18 protein-coding genes, 2 tRNA genes and 4 pseudogenes are annotated in these 23443 nt (G+C 67.1%); 15 read left to right on the forward strand and 9 right to left on the reverse strand.

Annotated elements, in window-relative coordinates; all coding sequences use genetic code 11:
• Positions 1 to 140: 140 nt before the first annotated feature.
• The 12 genes and pseudogenes from VB737_RS09325 to VB737_RS09380 form a co-directional block, all read left to right on the forward strand.
• Positions 141 to 1553, forward strand: a pseudogene (locus VB737_RS09325) (hypothetical protein); the annotation flags it as partial.
• A gap of 61 nt (positions 1554 to 1614) precedes the next feature.
• On the forward strand, positions 1615 to 2304 hold the full coding sequence (locus VB737_RS09330; protein WP_500312563.1) for a tellurite resistance TerB family protein: 690 nt from the start codon (positions 1615 to 1617) through the stop codon (positions 2302 to 2304).
• Positions 2305 to 2340: 36 nt separating this feature from the next.
• The gene (locus VB737_RS09335; RefSeq protein WP_500312564.1) at positions 2341 to 2688 is read left to right on the forward strand and encodes a hypothetical protein; all 348 of its coding nucleotides are present in this window, start codon (positions 2341 to 2343) and stop codon (positions 2686 to 2688) included.
• 8 nt (positions 2689 to 2696) lie between these two features.
• Positions 2697 to 2954, forward strand: a complete 258-nt coding sequence (locus VB737_RS09340) for a hypothetical protein (RefSeq protein ID WP_500312565.1) — start codon at positions 2697 to 2699, stop codon at positions 2952 to 2954.
• 218 nt (positions 2955 to 3172) lie between these two features.
• Positions 3173 to 3547, forward strand: a complete 375-nt coding sequence (locus VB737_RS09345) for an antitoxin Xre/MbcA/ParS toxin-binding domain-containing protein (RefSeq protein ID WP_500312566.1) — start codon at positions 3173 to 3175, stop codon at positions 3545 to 3547.
• Between the two features lie 37 nt (positions 3548 to 3584).
• The gene (locus tag VB737_RS09350) at positions 3585 to 4292 is read left to right on the forward strand and encodes an RES family NAD+ phosphorylase (protein WP_500312567.1); all 708 of its coding nucleotides are present in this window, start codon (positions 3585 to 3587) and stop codon (positions 4290 to 4292) included.
• A 98-nt stretch (positions 4293 to 4390) separates the two neighbouring features.
• Entirely contained in the window at positions 4391 to 10984 is a 6594-nt protein-coding gene (locus tag VB737_RS09355; protein ID WP_500312568.1) for a DEAD/DEAH box helicase, read from the forward strand.
• A 19-nt stretch (positions 10985 to 11003) separates the two neighbouring features.
• Positions 11004 to 13196 carry a 3'-5' exonuclease gene (locus VB737_RS09360; RefSeq protein WP_500312569.1) on the forward strand — a complete coding sequence of 731 codons (2193 nt, stop codon included), beginning with the start codon at positions 11004 to 11006 and terminating at the stop codon, positions 13194 to 13196.
• Positions 13197 to 13213: 17 nt separating this feature from the next.
• A complete protein-coding gene (locus tag VB737_RS09365; protein ID WP_500312570.1) occupies positions 13214 to 13663 on the forward strand; it encodes a DUF6998 domain-containing protein in 450 nt (149 codons plus the stop codon).
• A 143-nt stretch (positions 13664 to 13806) separates the two neighbouring features.
• Positions 13807 to 14415: a hypothetical protein gene (locus VB737_RS09370; RefSeq protein ID WP_500312571.1), complete on the forward strand. Its 609-nt coding sequence runs from the start codon at positions 13807 to 13809 to the stop codon at positions 14413 to 14415.
• Between the two features lie 49 nt (positions 14416 to 14464).
• On the forward strand, positions 14465 to 15313 hold the full coding sequence (locus VB737_RS09375; protein WP_500312572.1) for a shikimate dehydrogenase family protein: 849 nt from the start codon (positions 14465 to 14467) through the stop codon (positions 15311 to 15313).
• A 43-nt stretch (positions 15314 to 15356) separates the two neighbouring features.
• Entirely contained in the window at positions 15357 to 15656 is a 300-nt protein-coding gene (locus VB737_RS09380) for a hypothetical protein (RefSeq protein ID WP_500312573.1), read from the forward strand.
• A 193-nt stretch (positions 15657 to 15849) separates the two neighbouring features.
• Here VB737_RS09380 and miaE read toward each other — a convergent pair.
• A pseudogene (gene miaE, locus VB737_RS09385) lies at positions 15850 to 16029 on the reverse strand (tRNA isopentenyl-2-thiomethyl-A-37 hydroxylase MiaE); the annotation flags it as partial.
• A gap of 11 nt (positions 16030 to 16040) precedes the next feature.
• On the reverse strand, positions 16041 to 16496 hold the full coding sequence (gene aroQ / locus VB737_RS09390) for a type II 3-dehydroquinate dehydratase (protein ID WP_500312574.1): 456 nt from the start codon (positions 16494 to 16496) through the stop codon (positions 16041 to 16043).
• Between the two features lie 40 nt (positions 16497 to 16536).
• Between aroQ and VB737_RS09395 the strand changes: the two genes are divergently transcribed.
• Together VB737_RS09395 and VB737_RS09400 are read left to right on the forward strand one after the other, a co-directional pair.
• Positions 16537 to 16618, forward strand: a tRNA-Tyr gene (locus VB737_RS09395).
• Positions 16619 to 16628: 10 nt separating this feature from the next.
• A tRNA-Thr gene (locus VB737_RS09400) sits at positions 16629 to 16700 on the forward strand.
• Here VB737_RS09400 and VB737_RS09405 read toward each other — a convergent pair.
• Both VB737_RS09405 and VB737_RS09410 read right to left on the reverse strand, forming a co-directional pair.
• The gene (locus tag VB737_RS09405; RefSeq protein ID WP_500312575.1) at positions 16682 to 17941 is read right to left on the reverse strand and encodes a mechanosensitive ion channel family protein; all 1260 of its coding nucleotides are present in this window, start codon (positions 17939 to 17941) and stop codon (positions 16682 to 16684) included. The genes VB737_RS09400 and VB737_RS09405 overlap by 19 nt on opposite strands.
• On the reverse strand, positions 17938 to 19143 hold the full coding sequence (locus VB737_RS09410) for an extracellular solute-binding protein (RefSeq protein WP_500312576.1): 1206 nt from the start codon (positions 19141 to 19143) through the stop codon (positions 17938 to 17940). The genes VB737_RS09405 and VB737_RS09410 overlap by 4 nt, the downstream gene beginning before the upstream one ends.
• Before the next feature lie 291 nt (positions 19144 to 19434).
• Here VB737_RS09410 and VB737_RS09415 point away from each other — a divergent pair, with 291 nt between their 5' ends.
• Entirely contained in the window at positions 19435 to 20172 is a 738-nt protein-coding gene (locus VB737_RS09415) for a GAP family protein (RefSeq protein ID WP_500312577.1), read from the forward strand.
• Positions 20173 to 20737: 565 nt separating this feature from the next.
• Here VB737_RS09415 and VB737_RS09420 read toward each other — a convergent pair.
• The 5 genes and pseudogenes from VB737_RS09420 to VB737_RS09440 form a co-directional block, all read right to left on the reverse strand.
• Positions 20738 to 22024 (reverse strand): annotated as a pseudogene (locus VB737_RS09420) (homoserine dehydrogenase); the annotation flags it as partial.
• 33 nt (positions 22025 to 22057) lie between these two features.
• Entirely contained in the window at positions 22058 to 22477 is a 420-nt protein-coding gene (locus VB737_RS09425; protein ID WP_500312578.1) for a SufE family protein, read from the reverse strand.
• A gap of 17 nt (positions 22478 to 22494) precedes the next feature.
• Positions 22495 to 23004: a hypothetical protein gene (locus VB737_RS09430; RefSeq protein WP_500312579.1), complete on the reverse strand. Its 510-nt coding sequence runs from the start codon at positions 23002 to 23004 to the stop codon at positions 22495 to 22497.
• A 7-nt stretch (positions 23005 to 23011) separates the two neighbouring features.
• A complete protein-coding gene (locus VB737_RS09435; protein ID WP_500312580.1) occupies positions 23012 to 23188 on the reverse strand; it encodes a hypothetical protein in 177 nt (58 codons plus the stop codon).
• Positions 23189 to 23257: 69 nt separating this feature from the next.
• A pseudogene (locus tag VB737_RS09440) lies at positions 23258 to 23443 on the reverse strand (5-formyltetrahydrofolate cyclo-ligase); the annotation flags it as partial.

Below are 23443 nucleotides of genomic sequence, written 5' to 3' on the forward strand. Positions count from 1 at the left end.
CATCCCAATGGACTGATGAGCAAGACCAACCGGCGCCGGCTACGGCGTCAACAAGCCGGGGCTACAGCCTCACAGGGTGGGCCAGATTTCATGTCGCCGGAGGACCAATTCCGGATGTCGCTTGACACGGCCAGCAGCGGCTCACCTCGCTGTATCAAGCCTTCTACGGCGTCGGCGATCACCGCTATTACCTCGACATCCGCGCCCTGATCGACGGGGAGGATTTTGAGGACGCCATTGACTACTTACGGCGAACCAAAGGTGCCGTAGCCAAGCGAGAGGCCATTGAGTGGCAAGCCGAGCAGCTGCTCATGCCCCTCTCCATGCTTCATAAGGGCAGCACCGGTTTCTCCAAGTGGGCCTCCCAGGTGGCCCGCACCCGTCAGGGCGCAGAGCGCGACCAGCTGGAAGACCAGCTGCAGGAGTTGGAGGCCCAGTGGATCAACCGCATTGATCAATACGTCTTCCCCGTTGTCACCCTGTCCGCCGATACCGAGCCGGCGGCTCTTTGCACGATCTTCGAGACGCTGAACCGCACCGGCGTGAAGCTCAGCGTGTTTGAGCTACTCACCGCCCGTTTCTGGAGTCAAGACCTCAAGCTGCGCGAGCTCTGGGAGCAGGCCCGCAGCGATCACCCGCTGATCGCCCACTTCGATGTGGATCCCTACTACGTGCTGATGGCCATTGCCCTGGCCGGCGGCAACACTCCGAGCTGCAAGCGCGGCGATGTGCTTAATCTCACCGCCGACACCGTCACCCAGTGGTGGCAGCCGGTGATTGAGGCCCTGGCGCTCTCCCTCACGATCCTGCACGACGACTGCTGGGTGCTTGAGCCACGCTGGTTGCCGTTCAACACCATGCTCGCTCCCATGGCTGCGGCCCTCGCACGAGCTGGCGCCACCAGGGGCGTTGCAGTTGGTGCCCAGCGCGAGCAGATCAAGCGTTGGTTCTGGTGCTCGGTGTTCAGCCAGGCCTACGAAAGCTCCCCCAACACCCAGAGCAGCCGTGATGTGGGAGAGCTGATCCCCTGGCTCAGGGACTCAGCCGCACCGGCTCCCGAAAACGTGCGCAGTTTCCACTTCAACCCCGAGCAGCTGCGCGATGTCACCCCCAGGCAGCGCTCCCTCTACCGCGCCACCATCTGCCTGATCCTCGCCAGCGGTGATCGCCCGCTCGACTTTCACAGCCGTGCCGTGCTGAACGACCAACTCCTGGTCAGCAGCGGCATCGACGATCATCACATCTTCCCAGCAAAATACCTGGAAGACCGCGGCATTGAATCCCGTCCTCGCGACTGCGTAGTCAACCGCTGCCTGATTGACAGACAAACCAATCAGCGCATCAGCTGTCGCGCCCCATCCGACTACATGGCGGAGTTGTGCGATGAGCTGGGTTTCCCCATGGCGACGGTGCTCGGCAGCCACTTGATTCCCCATGGGAGCGAGTCGGGACTTTGGACCGACGCCTTCGAGCAGTTCCTGCAGCAGCGGCTGGAGCTGATCACATCCGCAATCGGTGAAGAGACAGGCATGATCTATCCATTGGATGGGTAGAACTGCTACAGGACTGAATATCTTGTTTTCATCATCTTCATCTCTACGCCAGGCAAAACTCATGACAGAACAAGCCTCTCATCCGATCCTCAACTATCCAGAAGAAGCCCGGATTGCCTATGTCTCCCTGCTGGGAGAGCTCTGCTATGTCGATCGTCAATTCGATGAGCAGGAACGCAATCAGCTTGAACAGCAGATGAACGCGCTTGAGATCTCCGATCAAGGCAAGGCGCGCGTATATGCCGCCGTCTATGACCTGAGTGACTCACACAGAGAGGCCATCATTGCTGGCATCCAGGCTCTGTCTGATTCCGATCTGCGCTTCACGCTGATCACCGATTTGTTTATCATGGCTCTGGCCAACAACTACATATCGGTTGAAGAACAGGATTACGTCATTGAAATTGGCCGGAGTCTGGGGGTTGAACACGAGCAGACCATGGCTATCAAGCAAGTTCAGTTTGGCCTCTGGCAGCTTCGGAATACTCCCAGTGATTCCGATTCATTTAACAACTTCATCAAGGAATCCGCGGCGAATCTGGCCGGAGCTGGTGTTCCCATCGCGGCAGTTGCCGCCTCCGGTTCTGTGTTCGGCCTCAGCGCCGCTGGCATCACCTCCGGTCTCGCAGCCCTAGGTGCGCTGGTTGGCGGTGGGATGCTAGCGGGCACAGTCCTCGTTGTTCCGGCCATCGCCGCTGTCTCAATCTGGGGCGTCAAGAAACTGGTTGACATCGTGACCAAAGCGGACTAATTGCCTCTACGAATGCCCAATTGCAACGATCTAGACATGACCGACTCTTCCATGATGCCAAGTGAACCCGTGACGTCCGAGGCCCTAATCGCTAAGGGGCTGATCGACAACCTTCCCGTGATTATTGATGGCCTCAGGGAGGTCTACGCCCTGCGAACCAAAAAGCAGGCTTTCCAGGCAGCTCTTCAGTCGCGCTGCGCTGAACTCCAGATCAACAGTCAGAACTTTGCCTCCCTGGTCCAGGGGCTCACGGAACTGTCCAAGAGCGATGGAGGCGATGAAGAAACCAAGGCCATGTACCGCGAGATGATCCGCAGCCTCTTTGACCTATTTGCAACTCGCTCGCGAGACTCTGGGGCGTTTTCCGAGTTCATCAATTCCTGAGATGAGCGATGTGGGGGATCAATCCTGTTGTTGTTGGCCAGATCCTGGGTGCCACTATCTTGAAAGACATTCTTTCCAGCAAGCACGGTGCTCCAAGGATCATTCGAGACAAGATTGCTGTTTACGCTGCAAATAAAGACATTGCGATGGCCAAGGCTATGGCACGTTCAGTTGCTCAGCAAGATGCAAAGCTTTATACCGAGCTAAAGGATCAGTTGCGGGGGCAACTGCCAGATGAAGAGTGGAGGCAGATCTTTTCGGAGTGATGGCGCTCAGCAGCTCAACCGTCGCCTCGGTGGTTGCCGCCGCTGGGTGGCTGTCGGTCGCACCGGTGAGCGACTGGATCTGCCCGCCACACCATGAACAGCGCCCATGCCATTCGGCAGATCAGCGGCCAATCCGACCCAGGCCGGCCCGGCGAATTGCATAAACGCACGATCTTGGCAATAATGCGTGCATCTGCACGACCAGCCAAGGTCCTCCGATGCCTCCTGCCCTGGCTCCGCTCCCCCAGGAGCCGCTCGTCAAGTCCGATGCCCAGTTGGTGGCCGAGGCCTGCAGTCGTGCGGCCCAGGCCCTGGGCCTCACGCGCGACGAGCTGAGCGCCGTGGTGGGCAAGCACCGCACCAGCATTGAACGCACGGGGCTGGATCCCAAGACCAAGGAAGGCGAGCTGGCGCTGCTGTTCGTGCGGGTCTATCGCAGCCTGCATGCCCTGATGGGTGGCGATCAGGCCCTGATGCGCCACTGGATGGAGCAGCCCAACCGCCACTTCGGCGAACAGCCGCCGCGTCAGTTGATGGCGCGCGTGGAAGGCCTCACCCGCGTTGTCAGCTACCTCGATGCCCTCCGCGGCTGATTGCCAAGCGGCTCCCTTGGTCCCTCTTACGGGGGCAGTGGTTCGCATCACCGATCGACAGGGCGAAAGCGGCACCGCTGATCTGGTGGATGGGCTCCTGGAACAGGCACGCCTGGAGCAGCTGATCGACACGGTGAAGCCGCCGATTCCCTGCGACTGGCCTGAGGCTTCCGAAGGCCGGCCGATGCCGTCGCATCCGCTGTTGCTGACACCCTTTCGCTATCCGCCCCTGATCAGTGGATCTCGCTTTGGGCGCGCTCACCAGCGCCATCTCTTCTATGGGGCGCGAGCCCTGGAAACGGCTCTGGCCGAGCGCTCCTTCCATGCCCTGCGGATGCTGGAAGATTCGCCGCTGCCTGAGGGTGCCCGCCTTCAGCGTCTGCAAACTGCTTTCTCGGTAGAGATCACGGCGGACCGCGGCCTGTCGCTGCAAAAGCACCTCACACCCGAGGTCCTCGCTGCCATCACGGATCCCAGTAGCTACGCAACCAGCCAGCGCTGCGGCGATGCCATGCGTGAGCGCGGCGTTCAGGCCTTCGAGGTGCCGTCGGCCCGCTCTCCCTTGACACCTCCTGTGGTGGGGGTCCTTACGCCCTATGCCTTCAGCAGCACGACGTTCGATTTCCAGGACTGGACTCTGGAGATCAGCGCAGCGGGGGTGACGGCTGTTTCCTTCGCAGGAGGGCTGAAGGGCACCTTCCCCAGGGAGCGGTTTCTGGTGGAGGGTCACTGGCCCGTGCCGTGAGCAGGGGGTTCTGATTTGATGCAAGGCCTGCATCAAATCAGAACCCTTGGCAGCACTGAGATGCCGCCTAGCCTGAAGCGGCAGATCTGCCCCACGCCTTGCTCCCCTCCGTCGTCGCCAGCGAGCTGGAGCAGGTGGCCGCCGACGCCATCCGCACCGCCTTTCACCCCACCACACCCGGTTTCGCGGGGCTGATCGATCGCTTCCTCGACGATCGCGAGCGCCTGTTCAAGGGGCCCTACGTGACGGTGGCGCTGCCCTTTCACCAGGGCTCCAGCCGCAACTGGTTCCCCCAGATTCCGCTCCCCTTCCCGCCCTACCGCCACCAGGAGAAGGCCTTCGATCGGCTGTTGCCCGGCAGTCCCCGCAACACCCTGGTGGCCACCGGCACCGGCTCAGGCAAGACCGAGTGCTTCCTGCTGCCCCTGCTGGAGCACTGCCGCCAGCAGGACGCCCAGGGCACCCGCGGCATCAAGGCGATCCTGATCTACCCGATGAATGCCCTGGCCACCGACCAGGCCCGGCGCATCGCCGATCTGATCCACACCATCCCCGCCCTGGCGGGCCTGCGCGCGGGCCTCTACATCGGCGCTTCCGACGATGAGCCCAGCGCGGCGATGACCGCCACCGGCGTCATCACCGACAAGGACGCCCTGCACAAAGCTCCGCCCGACATCCTGCTCACCAACTACAAGCAGCTCGACTACCTGCTGATCCAGCCCCACGTGCAGAGCCTTTGGGAGCACAACGGCCGCCTGAGCGATGGCACCAGCGTGCTGCGGTACCTGGTGGTCGACGAGTTCCACAGCTTCGATGGCGCCCAGGGCACCGACCTGGCCTGCCTGATCCGCCGCCTGCGCGATCGTCTCCAGTGCCCCGGCGAGGAGCTGGTGTGTGTCGGCACCTCCGCCACCCTCGGCGGTCCCGAGTCGCGTGAAGCGATGCTCACCTACGCCGGCCAGATCTTCGCCAGCCGTTTCGAGTCCGCCGCCCTGATCGAAGAGGAACGCCTCAGCCCCGAGGAGTTCTTCACCGGCCACACCGCCTATGGCGATCCCGACAATGGCGGCCTGTTCGCCTTGCCGCTGCCCGGCCTCGACGCCGTCGATCGGCTCGACCCCGAACACGCCCCTGCAGCAGACGCCTACATCGCCACCCAGGCGGCCCTCTGGCTGGGCGACACCCTCCCTCCCCCTCCGGAAGGCAACGTCCACGACGACGGCTGGCGCCTGGCCCTGGGCCGGCAGCTCGGCACCCTGCCGGCGGTGCACAACCTGGTGCGCCAGGCCGCCGGCACCTGCTCGATCGAAGAGCTGCTGGAGCGTTTCTCCCGCCAGCTGGGCCTGGGCGATCGCTATCCCCGCCGCTACCGCGTGTTGCTCCTGGAGAGCCTGTTGGCGCTGGTGGCCCATGCCCGTCGCTCCGCCACCAGGCTCGATGGCCAGCCGGTGGTGGTGCCCTGGCTCAACCTGCGCGTGCAGCTCTGGTTGCGGGAGCTCAAGCGCATGGTGGCCTCGGTGGAGGCCGAACCCCAGCTGCGCCACTCCGACGACCTGGCCGGCAGCGACATCAGCCTGCACCTGCCGGTGGTCCATTGCCGCGACTGCGGCGCCACCGCCTGGGCCTCCACCGTGATCAATTCCGGCAGCAACAGGCTGGATCGGGCCAACAACCTCCGGTCCTTCTACAAGGCCTTCTTCTCCGGCGCCCCCGAGCTCCGCTACCTCTTCCCCCAGGGCCCCGCGGCCAGGGCCGACAGCTGCAGCCACCAGCTCTGTGCCTCCTGCCTGTCGTTCCACCCCGCCAAGGAGCTGGCCGAGGCCACCCCCACGGGTGCCGTGCCCGTCTGCCCCACCTGCCAGAGCCGGGAGCTGGTGCCGGTCGACATCCCCGACTGCAGCACCGTCGACGACAACAACCACCCGCGCGTCAGCCGCGACTGCCCCTACTGCAATGCCCAGCAGGGCCTGCTGTTGATCGGCTCGTCGGCCGCCAACCTCACCAGCACCTGGAGCGCCTCGCTGTTCGCCTCCGCCTTCAACGGCGACAAGAAGCTGCTGGCCTTCTCCGACTCCGTGCAGGATGCGGCCCACCGCGCCGGCTTCATCGCCGGCCGGGCCTACCGCACCTCCTTCCGCACCGCCCTCACCACCACGGTGCAGCAAGCCGATGGCCCGCTGTCGCTCGATGCGCTCCAGGAGCGCGTGATCAACGACTGGCAGCAGCGCTTCCCCAACCCCGTCGACTTCGCCGCCACCTTCATCCCCCACGACCTGGAGTGGCTCTCCGAGTGGGATGCCCTCCAGCAGCAACTCACCCCAGCCCTCGAGGCCAGCGGCACGCTGATGCGCTACGTCTGCGATCGGCTGCGCTGGGACGTGGCGGCGGAGTTCGGCTATCGCGCCCGCCTGGGCTCGTCAGTGGAGCAGGCCGGTGCCCTGGCCGCCACCGTGGATCCGGACGCCGTGAACAAGCTGCTGCCGGGCCTTCAGAACCTGCTTCAGAACGAGATCGAGCCCCTGCGGGGCCTCCGCCTTGGCCAGCTGCAGCAGTTGGTGGTGGGCCTCCTGCAGCACCTGCGCCAGCGCGGTGGGCTGGCCCTTCCCGAGCTGGTGGGCCGCGAGGGCAAGTCCAGCGAGTATCTCGAGAGCGGCGGCGAGAACACCTACCCCTTCAATCAGACCCCGTATCTCCCCGGTCTCGGACGTAACTCGACCCGGCCGATTTTCCTCACCAGCTTCCGTGGCAAGGGGCGCTTCGAGCAGCTGGTACGCGAATCCGGCCGTCCCACCTGGGCCCAGCACTGGCTGCTCCGCACCCTTGCCCCAGCCTCCCCCCTCGACGCCGAGCAGCAGAAGGAAGCTCTCGATGCGGTGGTGGACGCGCTTTGCGATGGAGGCCTGCTGCTGCAGGTCAGCGGTGGGCGCGGTGAGCGCATCTGGGCGATCCCGCCGGCAGCGATCACGGTGAGCCGTGAGGCCCACCCGGTGCGCTGCGAGCACTGCGGCGACAGGCACAGCGTGCCCAGCGAGCAGCTCAGCCTCTGGGATGGCCTGCCCTGCCAGGTGGGCCATTGCCCCGGCCGTTACCGGCCTGATGCCCGCGGCGGGCTACCCCTCTATCGCCGCCTCTATCAGCGCGGTGAGGTGCACCGGATCGTTGCCCGCGAGCACACCGGCCTGCTCGAGCGGGGCGATCGCGAGCGGCTCGAAACCCAGTTCATCCGCGGTGAATTCCGCAGCGATCCCAACCTGCTCTCCGCCACCTCCACCCTGGAGATGGGCATCAACATCGGCGATCTCTCCTCGGTGCTGCTGGCGTCGGTGCCACCGGAGCCCGCCAACTACCTGCAGCGCATCGGCCGCGCCGGCCGCCGCGATGGCAACGCCATGGTGGGCACCGTGGTCACCGGCACCGCCCACGACCTCTACTTCTTCTCCGATCCGCGCGAGATGCTGCAGGGGCAGGTGACCCCGCCCGGCTGTTATCTCGATGCGGCCGCCATCCTGCGCCGCCAGCTGCTCGCCTACAGCCTCGATCGCTGGGTGGCCAGTGGCCTCGATCACCTGGCCGTGCCGCGCAAGCTCAAGCCGGTGCTCGATGCCGTCGAGAAAGCCAGCGCCGGCACCATCCCTGAGCAGTTCCCCTACACCTGGCTGGGCTGGGTGCAGGCACAGCAGATCGATCTGCTGGAGCGTTTCTGCGCCTTGTTCGGCGAGGCGCTGCTGCCCGCCAGCCGCCACGATCTGGGCCTGTTCCTGCTCACCCCCGCCGTTAGCGGCGGAGAGGGCGCCTTCGATGCGCCCTTCGCCGCCCCCTTCGCGGAAGAGCTGCTGGCCCGACTGCGCGATCTGGTGGCCGAGCGCAAGCGTCTCGGCGCCGAGGCCCGCAAGCTGCGCGAGCGCTTCAACAAGCTCTGCGAGCGTCCCGACGACGGCCTTACCCCCGAGGAGCGCGAAGCCAAGGACGCCATCCGCCGTGAACAGTTCGCCTACAACCAGCTGCGCAAGGACCTCGACAGCCGGCCCCTGCTGGCGATGCTCACCGATGAAGGCTTTCTGCCGAACTACGCCTTCCCGGAAGCCGGCGTCACGCTCAAATCCGTGCTCTGGCGCAAGTTGCCGGGCCGCTCTGGCGAGGGGCGAGGCGGTGTGGGTCGACGCAGCGAGGAATTGCCGCCGCTGAGCTACGAGCGCCCCGCCAATGTGGCCATTCGCGAGCTGGTGCCCGATGGCCAGTTCTATGCCCAGGGCCGTCGCGTCAAGGTCGATCAGGTCGATCCCAAGCTCAACAAGCCGGAACGCTGGCGTTTCTGCCCCTCCTGCTCCTACGCCAGTCGCGAGACCGACGACGACTTCAGCCGCAAGGAGTGTCCCCGCTGCGGCCACAGCGGCTACGCCGATCACGGCCAGATCAAGGAGATGGCGCGCCTGCGCCAGGTGCAGGCCACCACCGAGGACGCCCGTAGCCGCTTCGGCGACGACTCCGATGAGCGCAACCCGCTGTTCTTCCACCGCGAACTGCTGATCGTTCCCGACCACAGCCGCCGAGAGATCTCGCTGGCCATCGCCGATGAAGACTTCCCCTTCGGAGCCGAGTACCTGGCCAGCACCACCTTCCGTGAGATCAACTTCGGCGAGCAGGCGGTGGTGGGCGCCACCCATGCCATCGCCGGCAAGGCCCTCAAGGTGAAGGGCTTCGAGCTTTGCCGCGATTGCGGCAAGGTGCAGCACGGCCCGCCCAAGGCCACCAATCACACATGGGCCTGCAAGTACCGCGACAAGCCCGATGACGCCCAGCTGCGCCAGCTGCTGTTCATGTACCGGGAGTTCAACTCTGAAGCCCTGCGTTTCCTGCTTCCCGGCGCCAGCTTCTGGGATGAGGCGGGCCAACCCTCCTTCATCGGTGCCCTGCATCTGGGCCTGCGCCAGCGTTTCGGCGGCAAGGTGGATCACCTCCAATCCGCTCTCGGAGAAGAGCCCCAGCCCGGCAGCCAACAGCGCAAGACCTTCCTCTACCTGTTTGATTCGGTGCCCGGCGGCACCGGCTATGTCCGCCAGCTGATCGAGGCCGGCGGCAAGGATCTGCGCTCGGTGTTCCAGCAATCGCTGCAGACCCTGCAGGCCTGCCCCTGCAGCGATGGCTGCTACCGCTGCATCTTCATGTACCGGCAGCGCTTTGATCGTGAACGCACCAGCAAGCGCCGTGCGATCGAGCAGCTGCAGTCGATCCTGCGCCGCTGGGACGACCTGCACCCCACCGACAGCAGCCTTTCGGAGGTGGTGATCAACACCCGCGCCGAAAGTGAACTGGAACTCCGCTTCATCGAGAAGCTGCGGGAGGGCAAGGGCGCTCCGCCTGGTGTCACCGTCACCCTGCGGGACGACTTCATCAAGGGCAACAAGGGCTACCTGCTCACCTTCAGCAGCGCCCAGGGCCACAACGGCAGCCCAGCCCTGGTGAGTTGGAAGGTGGAGCAGCAGGTGCCGATCGGCGAAGCCGAAGGGGTGGGCGCTTTCTCCCGTGCCGACTTCCTGCTCACGCCCACCGCCGGCGGCAAACCGATCGCCATCTACACCGATGGCTGGGAGTATCACCGTGGCCGGCTGGCCACCGATGCCGAGCAGCGCATGGCCCTGCAGCGCAGCGGCCGCTACCTGTTCTGGGCCCTCAGCTGGGACGACGTGGTGGAGGCGTTGCCTACCGCCCAGCTGCCGCTCGATCCCAATGGCCTGGCGGTGGGGGTGATCCCGGCCTTCGCCAGCAAGCCCGAAACGTTCATCGCGCGTTGGTGGCCCCCTGGGCTTCTGGACAACCTGTCCGTGCCGCCACCCCTGATGCCCCGCCAGGCCCAGCTGGCCAGCAGCCTGCAGCTGCTGATGGCGTACCTCGCCAATCCCTCCGAGGCCCTGTGGCAGGGCATGGCGCAGCAATTCTGCCTGGCCCAGGCCTCGCCCTTGGCGATCGATTCCCCCGAACTCACGGCCCCTGCCGAGGCCTTGGCGCTGAGGCCGCACATCCAGGAATGGCAAGGCGCTGAGTCCCCACGCCGCGTTGGCCAACACCTCAACCCCGCTCCCGGCCTGCAGATCCACAACCTGGTGGATATGGGCCTGCATGAGCGGCGCCATCCCGCCGCGAGCTTTCGGACCATTCACTTCCAGGCCGATGCCGCCGGCCCGGAGCCGCTGAGACAAGCCACCTGGCGGGAGTGGTTGCGCCAGGGCAATCTCTTCCAGTTCCTCCCCCACCTGCTGCTCTCCACCCCTGGCTGGGGCGGTGGTGAGGAGCCGGCCGCGGTGGATCCGCCCCAGGTGTGGGTGAGCACCAGCACGGGAGCGAACCCGCCCGATGGGCCCGCTGCCCAGGAAGCAGCGGCGGCCGAGCAGCAGCGGACCTGGCTGGAGTTCGGCCGCTACGCCCCTCCCCAGGCCCAGCCCCTGCTGGTGGCGCTGGCGGCAACCTGGCAGGGCTCGGATCTGCCCCTGCCGGAGCAGGCGTTCGAGCTGGAGGGGCCCCGTGGTGAGGTGCTCGCCCAGGCGGAGCTGGCCTGGCCTGAGCAGCGGCTGGCGGTGACGCTGGATCGAACCGACGCCGATGCCTTCGCGGCAGCAGGCTGGCGTTGCTGGCCGTTGGAGGATCCTCCCGGCAGCACGGCCGCCGCCATCCGCGAGGCGCTCGCAACGTCCTGATTCACACCCCGAACCTGCCATGAGCGAGCCCCGTCTCACCGTTGCCCTCTCCAACGACTTCTTCAAGGCGTTTGGCCAGTTGCCGGAGAAGGCACGCGGCAAGGTGGCCACCTTCCTCTCCAAGTTCCGCGACAACCCCCGCAGCCCGGGGCTCAACTACGAGCGCATCGAGGGTGGCAAGGACCCGTTCATCCGCTCGATCCGGGTGGACCAGGACATCCGTTGCATCGTGCGCGCCCCCGAAGCGGGCGACACCTACGTGCTGCTCTGGATCGACAAGCACGACGACGCCTACCAGTGGGCCCGGCGCCGCACCTGCCACGTGAACAGGGTGTCCGGCGCGCTGCAGGTGGTGGATGTGGAGGCCGCCGAAATGGCCGTGGGGGATGCCATTGCCGCCGCCGTCACCGAGGCCCTGGCGACCCAGGCGCCGGCGGAGCAGGCCTCTGTCCAGGCCGGATCGCTGTTCTCCCACTGCAGCGACGACCAGTTGATGCTGCTCGGTGTTCCCGAGGCCCTGCTACCGGCCGTTCGGGCCGTGAGCAGTGAGGACACCCTCAGCCGTTTGATCGAGTGGGTGCCGCAGGACTGCGTCGATGGCCTGATCCTGCTGGCCGATGGCCGGCCGATCGAAGCGGTGATCGACGAGCTGGAACGTCAGCGACCCACCGCCATCGACCCCACCGATGTGGCCGCCGCCCTGGAGACGCCGGAGAGCAAAGCCGAGTTCCTGGTCATCACCGACGACGACGTGCTCGAGGCCATGCTCTCTGCTCCGCTGGAGCGTTGGCGTGTGTTCCTCCACCCCAGCCAGCGCCGACTTGTTGAGCGCCAATGGAGTGGTGCCGTGCGTGTTCTCGGTGGTGCCGGCACCGGAAAGACCGTGGCGGCCATGCATCGTGCCCGCTGGCTGGCCCATCAGCTGCTCGAATCCGGCGCCGCCGGTCGGGTGCTGTTCACCACCTTCACCCGCAACCTGGCCACCGACATCCGCGCCAACCTGACCAAGATCTGCAGCCCTGAGGAACTGCAGCGCCTGGAGGTGATTCACCTCGATGGCTGGGTGATGACGTTTCTCAAGGGTCAGGGCCTGCAGGTGCGGGTGTTCAACGACGAGGCCCGCGACAGCTGCTGGAGCCTGGCCATGGATGTGGCCGAGACGGCGCTGGGTCTCGATGAGCGCTTCTACCGCGAGGAGTGGAAAGACGTGGTGCTCGCCCAGGGCTGCCGCAGCCGCGACGACTATCTGATGGCCCGGCGGGTCGGACGCGGCACCCGTCTCAACCGGCAGCAGCGTGCCCAGATCTGGCCCGTGTTTGATGCGGTGCGAGCCGAATTCCGCCAGCGGGGGCTGTGGGAACCGGAGGAAGCGAAGCAGATCGCCGCCGACCTGCTCAACCGCGCCGGCCCGCCGCCCCCTTATGCCGCCGTGGTGGTGGACGAGGCGCAGGATCTCGACCTGGCCTCCTTTTCCTTGCTGCGCGCCCTGGTGGGTGAGCCCCGCGCCAACGACCTCTTCATCGTCGGCGATCCCCACCAGCGCATCTACGGCAAGCCGGTGGTGCTGAGCCGCTGTGGCATCGATGTCCGTGGCAGGGCCCGCAAGTTGCGCATCAACTACCGCACCACCGAGGAAACCCGTGCCTGGGCCACCGCTGTGCTTCACGGCCTCGACTTTGACGACCTGGACGGCGGCAGTGATCAAGCCAGCGACTACCGCTCGCTGCTCCACGGCGACCATCCCCTGGTGCGTGGATTCGATGATCCGGCCGAGGAGCAGGCCTTCTTGGTCAGCACCTTGCGGCAGCTGCGTGATGCGCAACAGTCCCTGGCGTCCACGTGCGTAACGGCCAGAACCAGGAAAGCCGTCGAGAAGCTCGTTGCCTTGCTTGAGGCCGAGGGCTTCGCCACCCGGGTCATCAACGCCGATGAGTCCGACGACCCCAGCGATCCTGCGCTGCGTCTGGCGACGATGCATCGCGTCAAGGGTCTGGAATTCGACCAGATCTTCCTGCCGGGTCTGACGGACGATCAACTTCCCCTGCGAAGCATCATCGATGGCTGCCCCGACCAGCTCTCGAAAGCTCTGTTCGAGCAGCAGGAGCGCTCACTCCTGCATGTGGCCGCCACCCGCGCCAAGAAGCGGGTGGTCGTGAGTTTCAGCGGCAAGCCCTCCTCCTTGATCGCGACCGCTTGGAAGCCTTCGGTCTGAATCCAACGCTTCCACCCATGGCCAATCCCACCCGAATTCACCAGCTCCTCAATCGGCTCTACGAGGTTTGTGAAGAGCTGAGTAAGGAATGTGATGGTAGACCCTGTACCCCATCCGGTTTCTGTGTCGGCACGCCGGGTGAATACCTGGCCGCCGATGCTTTTGGGCTCAAGCTTCTCCCGGGAAACAGCAAAGACTTTGATGCAGAAACGGAAGCAGGTGAACTGGTTCAGATCCGTGCCAGTGGCAAGGGCTCCTACATCCCGATCCATGGCGGTAAGGGGCTTTTGCTGGTGGTGCGCATTCATCGATCAAGTCTGGAACTGGTCTACGGAGGCCCGGCGATCAACGCCTGGACGGCCTCCCGTGCTCCAAATCACCGGGGTGTGCGCACGATCAGCCTCAGTGCCTTGAACAGGCTGCATGCCGATCTGACTCCTTCGTTGCGCCTTCAGAGAATCCGTTAGCTTGCGGCCAGCGCATCAACAGGATCAAGCGCCATCTTCACGATGAATCTGTTGCATGGAGGAGAGTTACACCGGTCCCGTCGTTGCCCCTGCAGAGGAGCTTCAGCGGCCAAAGAGCAGGATGGTTTGGATTTTCTCCTCTGATGGCCCTCCCGGCGTCGAGTTTCTCTTCTGGGTCCTCCGCAGCCCTGGCCGCCCGAACCATCGCCCTCCAGATGCTGGAGGAGCGGGGCCGTGGAGCGGTGCTGGTGGGCGTCGCCCGCGTGGATGCGGCCCTTGAACATCTCCTGCAGGCCGTGATGGCCCCGTCAACGGTGAAAAATGATGGGCTGTTCCTGCCCGATCGTCCCCTGGGCTCCATCGGCGCCAAGGTGGCCCTGGCCAGCCGTCTGGGGCTGATCGATCCAGCCGTCGAGCGGGCCCTGAATGCCCTACGCAAGCTGCGCAATGCCTTCGCCCATTCAGCGGAGTCCGCCTCCCTGGCTGATCCCGCCCACAGTTCACGCTTGGCTGCCGTTTACGCCGAGGCCCGGGCCAATCCCCTCTGGGTGCCCCTGGAATCCGTGCTGGCGGCCCAGCCGGCCTCGGCCCAGGGCCCCCTGGATCCCGCCCTGCGCGACTACATCCTGCTGATCACGATCCTGGTGGCCTTCCTCGAAGCCGCCGCCCAGCGGCTCACCCCGATCCAGGCGCCGGTGGTGATGGGGCTCACAGGCATCAGCCGGGTCAACGGCAGCACCCCGTCCTCCTGATCCACCCGCATCTCCCCCCTGCCACCCTGGGGCCTCCCGCCGGCTCGCCGTGATCCCTCCCCAGAAGCAGATGACCGGCATGCTCGGCCATCCGGTGGCCGAGAACCCGATCGATCGGATGTTCGATGCGGTGTATGCCCACCACGGGCTCTGCTGGCAGTTCTGGAAGAACGACATCGCCAACACGGCGGACCTGGCCCTGGCGGTGCGGGCCCTGGTGCCCCTGGGCTACAGCGGCATGGCCATCACCGTGCCCTACAAGGTGGCGGTGCTGCCCCTGCTCGATGACGTCGATGACGACGTGCGGGCCATCGGTGCCGCCAACTACCTCACCATCGAGGCGGGCCGCCTGATCGGCCACAACAACGACGGCAAGGGGGTGGTGAAGGCGATCGAGAAGCTGGCGCCCCTGGCGGGCCGGCGGGTGGTGATGCTCGGGGCCGGCGGTGCCGGCCGGGCGATGGCGGTGGAGATGGCCTGGGCCGGCGCGGCCCACCTCACCCTGATCACCCGGCGGCAGGAGCAGGGCCAGGAGGTGGCGGAGACCGTCACCCGCGCCTCCGGGGTGCCGGCGGTGTGGCAGGCCTGGGAGGGGGAGGTTTCGGTGCCGGCGGGCACCACCCTGCTCATGAACGCCACCCACCTGGGCTGCGCGCCGGAGCTGGAGCCGGTGCCCGTCCGCTGGGACACGGTGGATCCGGCCTGCGTGGTGGTGGACGTGATCACCAACCCCCGCATCACCCCGTTCCTGGCCACGGCCCGCCGCCACGGCTGCTCGGTGGTGGATGGCGTCGAGATGCTGGTGCAGCTGGCCATGCAGATCTTCGAGCAGTGGACCGGGATCACCCCCGAGGAGGCGGTGTTCCAGCGCGCCGTGGCCGAGGCCCTGGGGGAGTGAGCCCGGCGCCCTTACGTTGGCGTTCATTGTGTTCGGCCTCCCCATGCCCCGGGTTGTCCCTCTCGCCGCCCTTGCGGCCCTCGCCCTGCTGGCCGGCTGTGGCCGCCCCGATGGCCGGGCCCTGCAGACGATCGCCTGCCAGCAGGTGGCCAGCACCATCGACCTCCAGTCGGTGGGCCAGATCGATGCCCTGCGCAAGGCCCTCGGCCTGGCACCGGGCGTCGACCCGATCGGCACGTGCCGCGAACTCGGCGTCAAGATGGAACCCGGCGCCTCCGGGGAAGGCGGTGCCGGCGGTGAGGCCCAGGAGGGCGAGAACGGCGAGGAAGAACGCAGCGAGTGAGGCGCTAAGCCGCCTGCAGCACCCGCCAGCGGCCCCGCAGCACCTGCTGCAGCGCCGCCATCGCGGCCCCGGCCTCCTCGCTTTCCGCGCCGCTCTCCACGCCGGTGTCCGGCAGCCAGCCCAGCCAGGGCAGGCCGTCGCGGCGACGCATCATCGGCTCCCAGTCGCCGCCCACCTGCACCAGCCCGGCCAGGGGCACCCGCCACTGCTCCAGCAGGGCGGCGCCGGCCGCCTTGCGCTCGCAATGGGCATGGTCGATCAGCAGCAGCTCCGGGTGGGCCAGGGCCTGCTCCAGCCAGGAGACGCTGCTGGGGGCCGCCAGCCACCGCACCCGGGTGGCCAAAGCCTGCGGGGCCTCGGCCGCCACGGGCATGGAGGCGCCGCTCATGCCGCCGCCCGCAAGTGGGCCACCAGGCCCTCGAGGCCGAGGCGGTAGCTGGTGGGCCCGAAGCCGCAGATGACCCCCAGGGCCCGATCCGCCAGCAGGGAGCGATGGCGGAAGGGTTCCCGGGCGTGGGTGTTGCTGAGGTGCACCTCCACGAAGGGCAGGGCCACCGCCAGCAGGGCATCACGGATCGCCACCGAGGTGTGGGTGTAGGCGGCGGCGTTGATCAGGATCCCGTCGCAGGCCGGGCTCCCGGCCTGGCCGCCCGCCTGCTGGATGCGGTCCACCAGGCCCCCCTCGTGGTTGCTCTGGAAGCAGGCGAGCTCCACCCCCAGCGCCGCGGCCTGCTGTTCCAGGGCGGCATCGATGGCCGCCAGGGTGCTGCTGCCATAGAGGCCCGGCTCCCGCTGGCCGAGCAGGTTGAGGTTGGGGCCATGGAGCACGAGCAGGCGCATGGGTGGGAAGGTCGGCTGGTAAGTTCTGAGGGTGTGGTTCGGGTCGGTGCCCGAGTGGTTAATGGGGGCGGACTGTAAATCCGCTGGCTCTGCCTACGTTGGTTCAAATCCAACCCGGCCCACCTTCCACATGCCCTTGTAGCTCAGCGGTAGAGCACTCCCTTGGTAAGGGAGAGGTCACGAGTTCAAGTCTCGTCAAGGGCTTTTCCCTCCAACCTCCCTCCCCCCGCCGGGTGAACCACCCGCTGGGGAAAGGGGATCTCGATGCCACAGGCCTCGAAGGCTTTCCAGACCGCATCGGACAGATCCGAGGAGATGCCGAGATTCTCCAGGGGATCGGCGATCCCGTAGCGCACCACGTAGTTGATGCCGGAATCGCCGTAGCTGATCAAGTAGGCCCGTGGCGCCGGCTCCCTCAGCACCCGAGGCATGGAACGAGCGGTGGCCTCCAGCAGGGCGATCACCTCGCTGGGGACGTGTCGGTAGGCGGCGGACACAGCCACCTGCCCGCGGCGCATGCGATCGGTGCCGGTATAGGTGGTGGTCTGATTGGTGAAGAACACCTGGTTGGGTATCACCAGTTCGGCATTGTCGCGCTGGCGCCACAGCGTGGCGGCCCTCAATCCCATGCGGCGCACCATGCAGGGATCGCCATCGATGAAGAGCACATCTCCGGGCCGGACGGAGCCCTCGAACAGAAGCCAGACGCCGCTGACGAAATTGGAGAACACCTCCTTGATCCCGAATCCGAGCCCCACCGACAGCCCCCCCACCAATGCCGCCAGCGGGGTGCCGCTCAGCCCGAGGACGTTGAACAGCCACAGGAAGCCGAGGCCCACAATCAGGTAGCGGAGCAACAGGGCCAGCACCTGGAGGCTGCTGTCCGAGACGTCGAGGATCGTCTGCAGCAGCCCACGGATGAGGTTCACCAGCAGGCCGCTGAGCACGACAAGGAAATAGGGAAAGAGCAGAACGATCAACAGATCGCTGACGGTGTAGGTCCTGCCGAACAGCTCCAGCAGGCCGATGGCGCCCACGTCATCGAGCGAATTGAGCCGATCGCCGAGAAACAACAGGACCCCCACCAGAAAGGCCGGCTTCACCACCTGCAGGTAAAGCCGATCCGTGGGTCCCAGGCCCCACGTCCTGCTGAGCAGCAGCCTGAGCAGAATCAGCACCCCCCAGAGGAGGTTGATCCAGGCCAGATTCCGCACCAGTCCCATCGGCAGACCGAACGCTCCCAGCGCCCAGACGAGCAGGTAAAGCAGGCCGCAGAGGCCGGCGAAGCCCACCAGCCACCGCGAGCCGCCCCGCCGCCGCATCCGGCGGCGCACCAGGAGCCCATAGCCGAGCATGAGCAGGACAACCGGCAACCACTGGCCGATCACCTGGGGACGCAGCAGAAGCGCCACCCAGGCGGACAGGGCAAGGACGAGCTCACTCATGGTTGCCCGCCGATCAGATAGGCCGGCAGCACCCGGTCGGACCGCAGCTCACCGGCCATCAGCCGGGTCAGCTGGCCTTCCAGGCGAGCGGCGTTGGCGTCGACGGCGCCGGTGGCCGAAGGGAGCAACCTGCCGTGGGACACGCTTTCGGCCAAAGCCCGGTACATCTGCGAACTCTTGGTGGGCAGCGGGACGTTGCGATTCACCGGAACCACCCCCGGCACCAGCAGCATGAGCTGCTTCTGGCTCACGTCGTTCACCAGCAGCAGGGCAAACGCCTCGGCCAGGTTGCGCTGGGCCTCGGTGGAGTCAATCCCGAAACTCAAGACCACCAGGCGGAGCAGGAAATCGGCGGGCTCACCAGGGAGGCCAGGCAGCGGGGCCACCCCCAGGGAGCGGCCCATCACCTTCTGGAGTTTGCCGATCGAGAGGCTGCTGCAACTGATCCAATCGACGTTGCCCTGGCTCAGCAGGCTTTCCAGGTCGCTGTTCGCGTCATGAAAGCTGACATTCTGAAGCAGGTTGGCTGCACCCAGCCAGGCGATCCAGCGCTGGAGGGCCTCTCGATCGCCCAGCGGCAACGTGGCCGTTCCAGACTTCACCTCCATCAGTCGTTCCAGGGGCCCGGAAGCGCCGAAGGCACTGCTGGTCCAGTAGAGATCCCGGATCTTCAGCGGCAGTCCCACCCGCAGCCCGGCGGCGGCTTTCGGCAACAATTCCACCAGGCTGTCGGGCGAGACCTTGAGTCGCCGCCGATCAAAGCAGGCCAGCTGGGGCTCGGCGGTGACCGGGATCGCCTCCTGCCCTTGCGGGCCCTTGAACGCCTCGATGAACCGCAGGTCGGGCAACTCCGAACGGATAGCGGCAAGGTCGACGGGCTCACTCAGGCCCTCCGCGGCGATAGCGCGCGCCAGCGTCGATTCGCTGAGCACCAGATCGGGTCCCAGGCCGAGGAGGGCGCGATCCCGCAGGACGGGCAGAAGGCGCTCTTGCGGCAAGAATCTGATGTGCACGCGGGCATCGGGGCGCAGCAAGCGAAAACGGTCGCTCAACCCCTCGATGATCCTCCGGTTGGCCTGGCGACTCAGGGCGGCGAGTCGCCGGTCACGCAGAACCTCACTCTCGACGTACACCACCAGGGTGTGGTCGCTGGGAAGGCTCAGGCCGCACCCCCCGCAGAGCAACACCAGGGTGAGGGGCAACAGCCGGCCGATCAAGCCCTTTGCCGTCTTGCAACGCCTGGGCTGCGAACGCTCCCTTCTCGACGCCGACCAGCAATGATGCATCCAGGCCTCCTGAACTCCGGGCTGCAACGGGCACTCCAGGGAGGCGCCACAGAAGCGGATCCGAAGGGCTTGAGCCCGTCACCTCGTTGTGCTCAAACTTACCCACCGAATCGGCAGGGGCAAAGGGTCACCACACCCCTGATCCCGCTCGCGGAGCGCCGGATGCATGCCCGAGAATGGGCAACCCCAGCCGCCCGGACGGTCTGCTTGCCGCCCCTGTTGTCTCCCGTCTGCCTCGGCACTCCCGCGCTCCTCTCCCCGGCCCTGATCACCCAGTCGTCCCTGTTCGGGATCGGCATCGCCTTCAGCCCCCTGCACATTGCGGTGGTCACCCTGCTGCTGCTGGGGCGTTCGCCGCTGCAGCGGGCCATGGCCTACGTGGCGGGCTGGGCCGCCGCCAATGCCCTGGCCATCGTGCTGCTGATGGTGCTGGGGGAGGCCTTCGCCATCAGCCTCAGCCACGGCGAGCGGGAGCAGGTGCTGATCGACCTGCTCGGGGCCGGCGCCCTCGTGGGTCTGGGGCTGTATCAGCTCACGCCCCAGGCCAACATCGGTGAGGAGGGGATGGCCCTGCGGCTGATGAACCAGCTGCCCGACTTCAGCACCTTCACCCTGGTGCTGATCGGTGCCACCAGCGCCCTGCTCACCCCGGAGAACCTGGTCTTCTATCTCAAGGAGGCCGGCCTGCTGCTGCTCAACGACCCCGGCCTCACCGCCGACGCCGAGGTGACGGGGCTGTTCACCCTGATGGCCAGCTCCCTGCTGCTGCTGCCGCCCCTGGCCTGGCTGGTGAGCGGCGGGGCGATCCGGGAGCCGATCATGCGCCTGGAGGACTGGCTGCAGCACAAGGCCGAGTGGCTGGTGGGGGTCCTTGCCCTGGTGCTCGGGGCCTACCTGCTGGTCGAGGGGCTGCACGGCCTCAACCTGCTCAGCATGGCCGGGTGAACAAGGCCGCCTGAGCACCAGCGGCCGTTAGCGTCATCCCAACCACTTGGTCAGCACCCCGTTGCTCCCCGCCGTGCGCCGGACCTGCCTGGCGATCGGCCTGGGCCTCGCCCTGGCCGTGCTGCCCGGAGCCGCCCGCCTGCAGGCCGCCACGGTCTGCGTGCTGACCCCCAGGCTGGCCCTCAGCGCCCGGGCCGAGGCGGTGGCCGCCGTCCCGATCGGGGCCCCCACGATCCTGAGCACCGAACCCCTCGAGGAGGTGCGGATCGAACGGGAGGGTGACGTGCTCTGGCAGCGGCGGGCCCTCCCCGGCGAGCCCATCGAGGGTCCGATCCCCTGGCCCCTGGCCCCGATCCGCCCGGGCCAGCGACTGGTGCTGCTGCTGCGGCCCCTGGGCGTCCGCCAGGACGACTTCGCCATCATCGTGCTGGAGGGGGATCCGGCCGAGCGTATGGCGCGGGCCCAGCGGCAGCTCGACGGTCTGGGCAGCGATCCTGATGCGTGGTGGGCCGCCATCCAGGGATCCTTCGACCGGGGCGACCTCAGCCTGGGCCTGGCCCTGCTCTACGCCCTCGAGGGCCTCGCGGAAGTGGTCTTCTCGCACCTCGTGGGTGATCACGACGATCTCCGCCTCCCCCTCCCTGGCGTCGAGCTGCACGATCGACTGGATCGACACCTGGGCGGCACCGAAGCAGGTGCCGATGCGTCCGATCACACCGGCCTCGTCGCGGGTGCGCAGCCGGACGTAGTTGCGGTGGCGGCTCAGGGAGCCATCCACCAGGCTGCAGTGGCGCCAGCTGCTGGCGGCCAGAAGCGGATCGAGGCCGGCCTGGGGGCCGCCCACCTGGCGGATCCCGGCGATGTTGAGGATGTCGGCCACCACCGCGGAGGCGGTGGGCCCGGCTCCGGCGCCGGGACCGAAGAACATCACCTGGCCCACCGGATCCCCTTCCACCAGGATCGCGTTGTTGACGCCGTGCACCCCCGCCAGGGGATGGTGCTTCGGCAGCAGGGTGGGATGGACCCGCACATCGAGCGCCACGCCACCGGGCGGTTCGGCGCTGTAGCCGTTCCCAGCGCCGGCAGCCTCGTCCTCCACCCGTTCGGCCACCGCCAGCAGCTTGACCACGAAGCCCAGCTGGGCGGCATAGGCCACGTCGCGGGCGTCGAGCCGGTCAATGCCTTCGGTGGCGATGCCGCCGCGTTCCACCGGGCCGCCGTAGGCCAGGCCGGCCAGGATGGCGATCTTGTCGGCCGCGTCACCCCCCTCCACATCGGCGGCGGGGTCGGCTTCGGCATAGCCGAGCCGCTGGGCGTCGGCCAGCACCTCGCCGTAGGCCGCCCCCTCGTCAGCCATGCGGCTGAGGATGTAGTTGGTGGTGCCGTTGATGATGCCGCTGACCCGGCGGATGCGGTTGCCGCCGAGGGACTGCTTGATCGGCTCGATGATCGGGATGCCGCCGCCCACGGCGGCCTCGATCAGCACATAGACGCCCTTGTCGGCGGCGGCGGCGGCGATCTCCTGGCCGTAGCGGGCGATGACCGCCTTGTTGGCCGTGACCACCGGCTTGCCGGCAGCGATGGCCCGCAGGATCAGGCTGCGGGCGGGCTCCAGCCCCCCCATCACCTCCACGACGATGTCCACCGCCGGATCGTCGATCACGGCCTCCGGGTCGGTGGTGAGGCGCTCCGGGGGCAGGGTCAGGGGACGGGGACGGCTGGGGTCGCGCACGGCCACCCGTTCGAGCACCAGTTCAGCGACCAGGGGATGGCGGCCCTGGGGACTGGCCAGGATCGCCGCCACCCCGCTCCCCACCGTGCCCAGCCCGAGCAAGCCGATGCCGATGGCCATGGGCTGCAACCCCACAAACCACCATCCTAGAAATCAACCGGCATCCAGCTGGCTCGCCTGCCCCTGCATGGTGCGCAGGATGTTGAGAAAGCCGTTGGCCCGCGAGGGCGTCAGGCTCGCCTGCAGGCCCGTCGCGGCGATGAAGGCGGGATCCAGGCCGGTGACCTCGGCCGGGGTCAGGCCCTCCAGCCCCTCGATCAGCAGGGCCAGTAGCCCCTTGGTGATCTGGGCATCGGAATCGCCGCGCCAGTGGAGCCGGCCTCCCTCCAGGCTGCCCACCACATAGACCTGCGACACACACCCCTTCACCTTGAAGGCGTCCTGGCGCAGGTCGTCGGGAAAGGGCTCCAGCTTCTTGGCCAGCCACAGCACGTACTCGTAGCGGCGACGGGGGTCGCTGGTGCTCCCCAGCCGTTCCACGATCCGGTCGAGAGCGGGACTGCCGGTGGCCATGGACGGGAAGGAGGGAATCAGGACGGGCGGCGAAGCCTCAGCATCCCGGCCAGACCGGCCACGGCGAGCACGCCGAGGGGGGGCAGATAGGCCCATCCCTCCAGTCGAGGGTAGGGAAGGGAGCGGCTCACCCGTGCGGGCCCCGCTGGGGTGGCCACGGCCTCCGGCAGTTCGAGGTAATCCCGGTGCCCCGGGCCTGCATCCACCTGCACTTCCCACTGGTTGCTGGCCTGGGGCGGCAGGGTGAAGACGATGCTCCCGTCGGCGCCGGTGCGCCCCAGTTCGATCGGGGTGCCGCCATCGGGAGGGACGATGCGCACGGCGGCATCGCTGGCCGGCTGGCCGCCGGAGAACTGGCTCTCCAGACGCAGGGTGTCGGGGCCCGGGGCCGCCGCCGAGCGGCCCAGGGACTCATTGAGGCTGGTGAGCCGCTCCAGGCTGCTCTCGATGGCGTGGGCGCGGACCTGGATAGGGGCGGCCACAAGAGCGGCAAGGCCGACCAGCCCAGTGAACAGAAGGGGCTTCATCCGTGAATCAGGAGGCTTTCCAGCGACTATCGCTGCTTTTGCCCGCCTGCACCATCCTGGCGACCGAACTGACCATCATCGAGAGGGCGTCGCTGGAGGCGCCACGGCTCTGGAACTCGGAGGTCATCACCCGCTCGGCGGCCGTCAGGGGACGGTTCTGGAGCGACGAGGAGATGGAATCCAAGGACGGCACGGATGCACTGCCCAGATCCTGGCAAACGATCGGGGCCTTGGCCCGACGGCGGCCCCATCGTTAAGAGCTTGCAACCTTCCGCCGGCCCGCGGGTGTGAAGTGGCAGTCGCGCTCATCGATCCAGCCGTCGAAGGGGATGTCCCAGGGATCCCGGGGCAGCTCCGGGCAGACGCAGGCGGCGGGCAGCACCGCCAGGGCGGGCACCGCCGCCCAGCGAGGGTCGGCCCGCAGGCGGTCGTACCAGCC

Source organism: Synechococcus sp. BA-120 BA3 (assembly GCF_034931285.1).
In the GTDB taxonomy this organism is placed as follows: domain Bacteria; phylum Cyanobacteriota; class Cyanobacteriia; order PCC-6307; family Cyanobiaceae; genus Cyanobium.

Bases quoted from the DNA above. Each gene is read 5' to 3' on its own strand.
- VB737_RS09340 (WP_500312565.1), top strand. From the start codon at position 2,697: ATGTGGGGGATCAATCCTGTTGTTGTTGGCCAGATCCTGGGTGCCACT.
- VB737_RS09360 (WP_500312569.1), top strand. From the start codon at position 11,004: ATGAGCGAGCCCCGTCTCACCGTTGCCCTCTCCAACGACTTCTTCAAG.
- VB737_RS09365 (WP_500312570.1), top strand. From the start codon at position 13,214: ATGGCCAATCCCACCCGAATTCACCAGCTCCTCAATCGGCTCTACGAG.
- VB737_RS09380 (WP_500312573.1), top strand. From the start codon at position 15,357: ATGCCCCGGGTTGTCCCTCTCGCCGCCCTTGCGGCCCTCGCCCTGCTG.
- VB737_RS09425 (WP_500312578.1), bottom strand. From the start codon at position 22,477: ATGGCCACCGGCAGTCCCGCTCTCGACCGGATCGTGGAACGGCTGGGG.
- VB737_RS09335 (WP_500312564.1), top strand. From the start codon at position 2,341: ATGACCGACTCTTCCATGATGCCAAGTGAACCCGTGACGTCCGAGGCC.
- VB737_RS09330 (WP_500312563.1), top strand. From the start codon at position 1,615: ATGACAGAACAAGCCTCTCATCCGATCCTCAACTATCCAGAAGAAGCC.
- VB737_RS09370 (WP_500312571.1), top strand. From the start codon at position 13,807: ATGGCCCTCCCGGCGTCGAGTTTCTCTTCTGGGTCCTCCGCAGCCCTG.
- VB737_RS09345 (WP_500312566.1), top strand. From the start codon at position 3,173: ATGCCTCCTGCCCTGGCTCCGCTCCCCCAGGAGCCGCTCGTCAAGTCC.
- aroQ (WP_500312574.1), bottom strand. From the start codon at position 16,496: ATGCGCCTGCTCGTGCTCCATGGCCCCAACCTCAACCTGCTCGGCCAG.
- VB737_RS09430 (WP_500312579.1), bottom strand. From the start codon at position 23,004: ATGAAGCCCCTTCTGTTCACTGGGCTGGTCGGCCTTGCCGCTCTTGTG.
- VB737_RS09405 (WP_500312575.1), bottom strand. From the start codon at position 17,941: ATGAGTGAGCTCGTCCTTGCCCTGTCCGCCTGGGTGGCGCTTCTGCTG.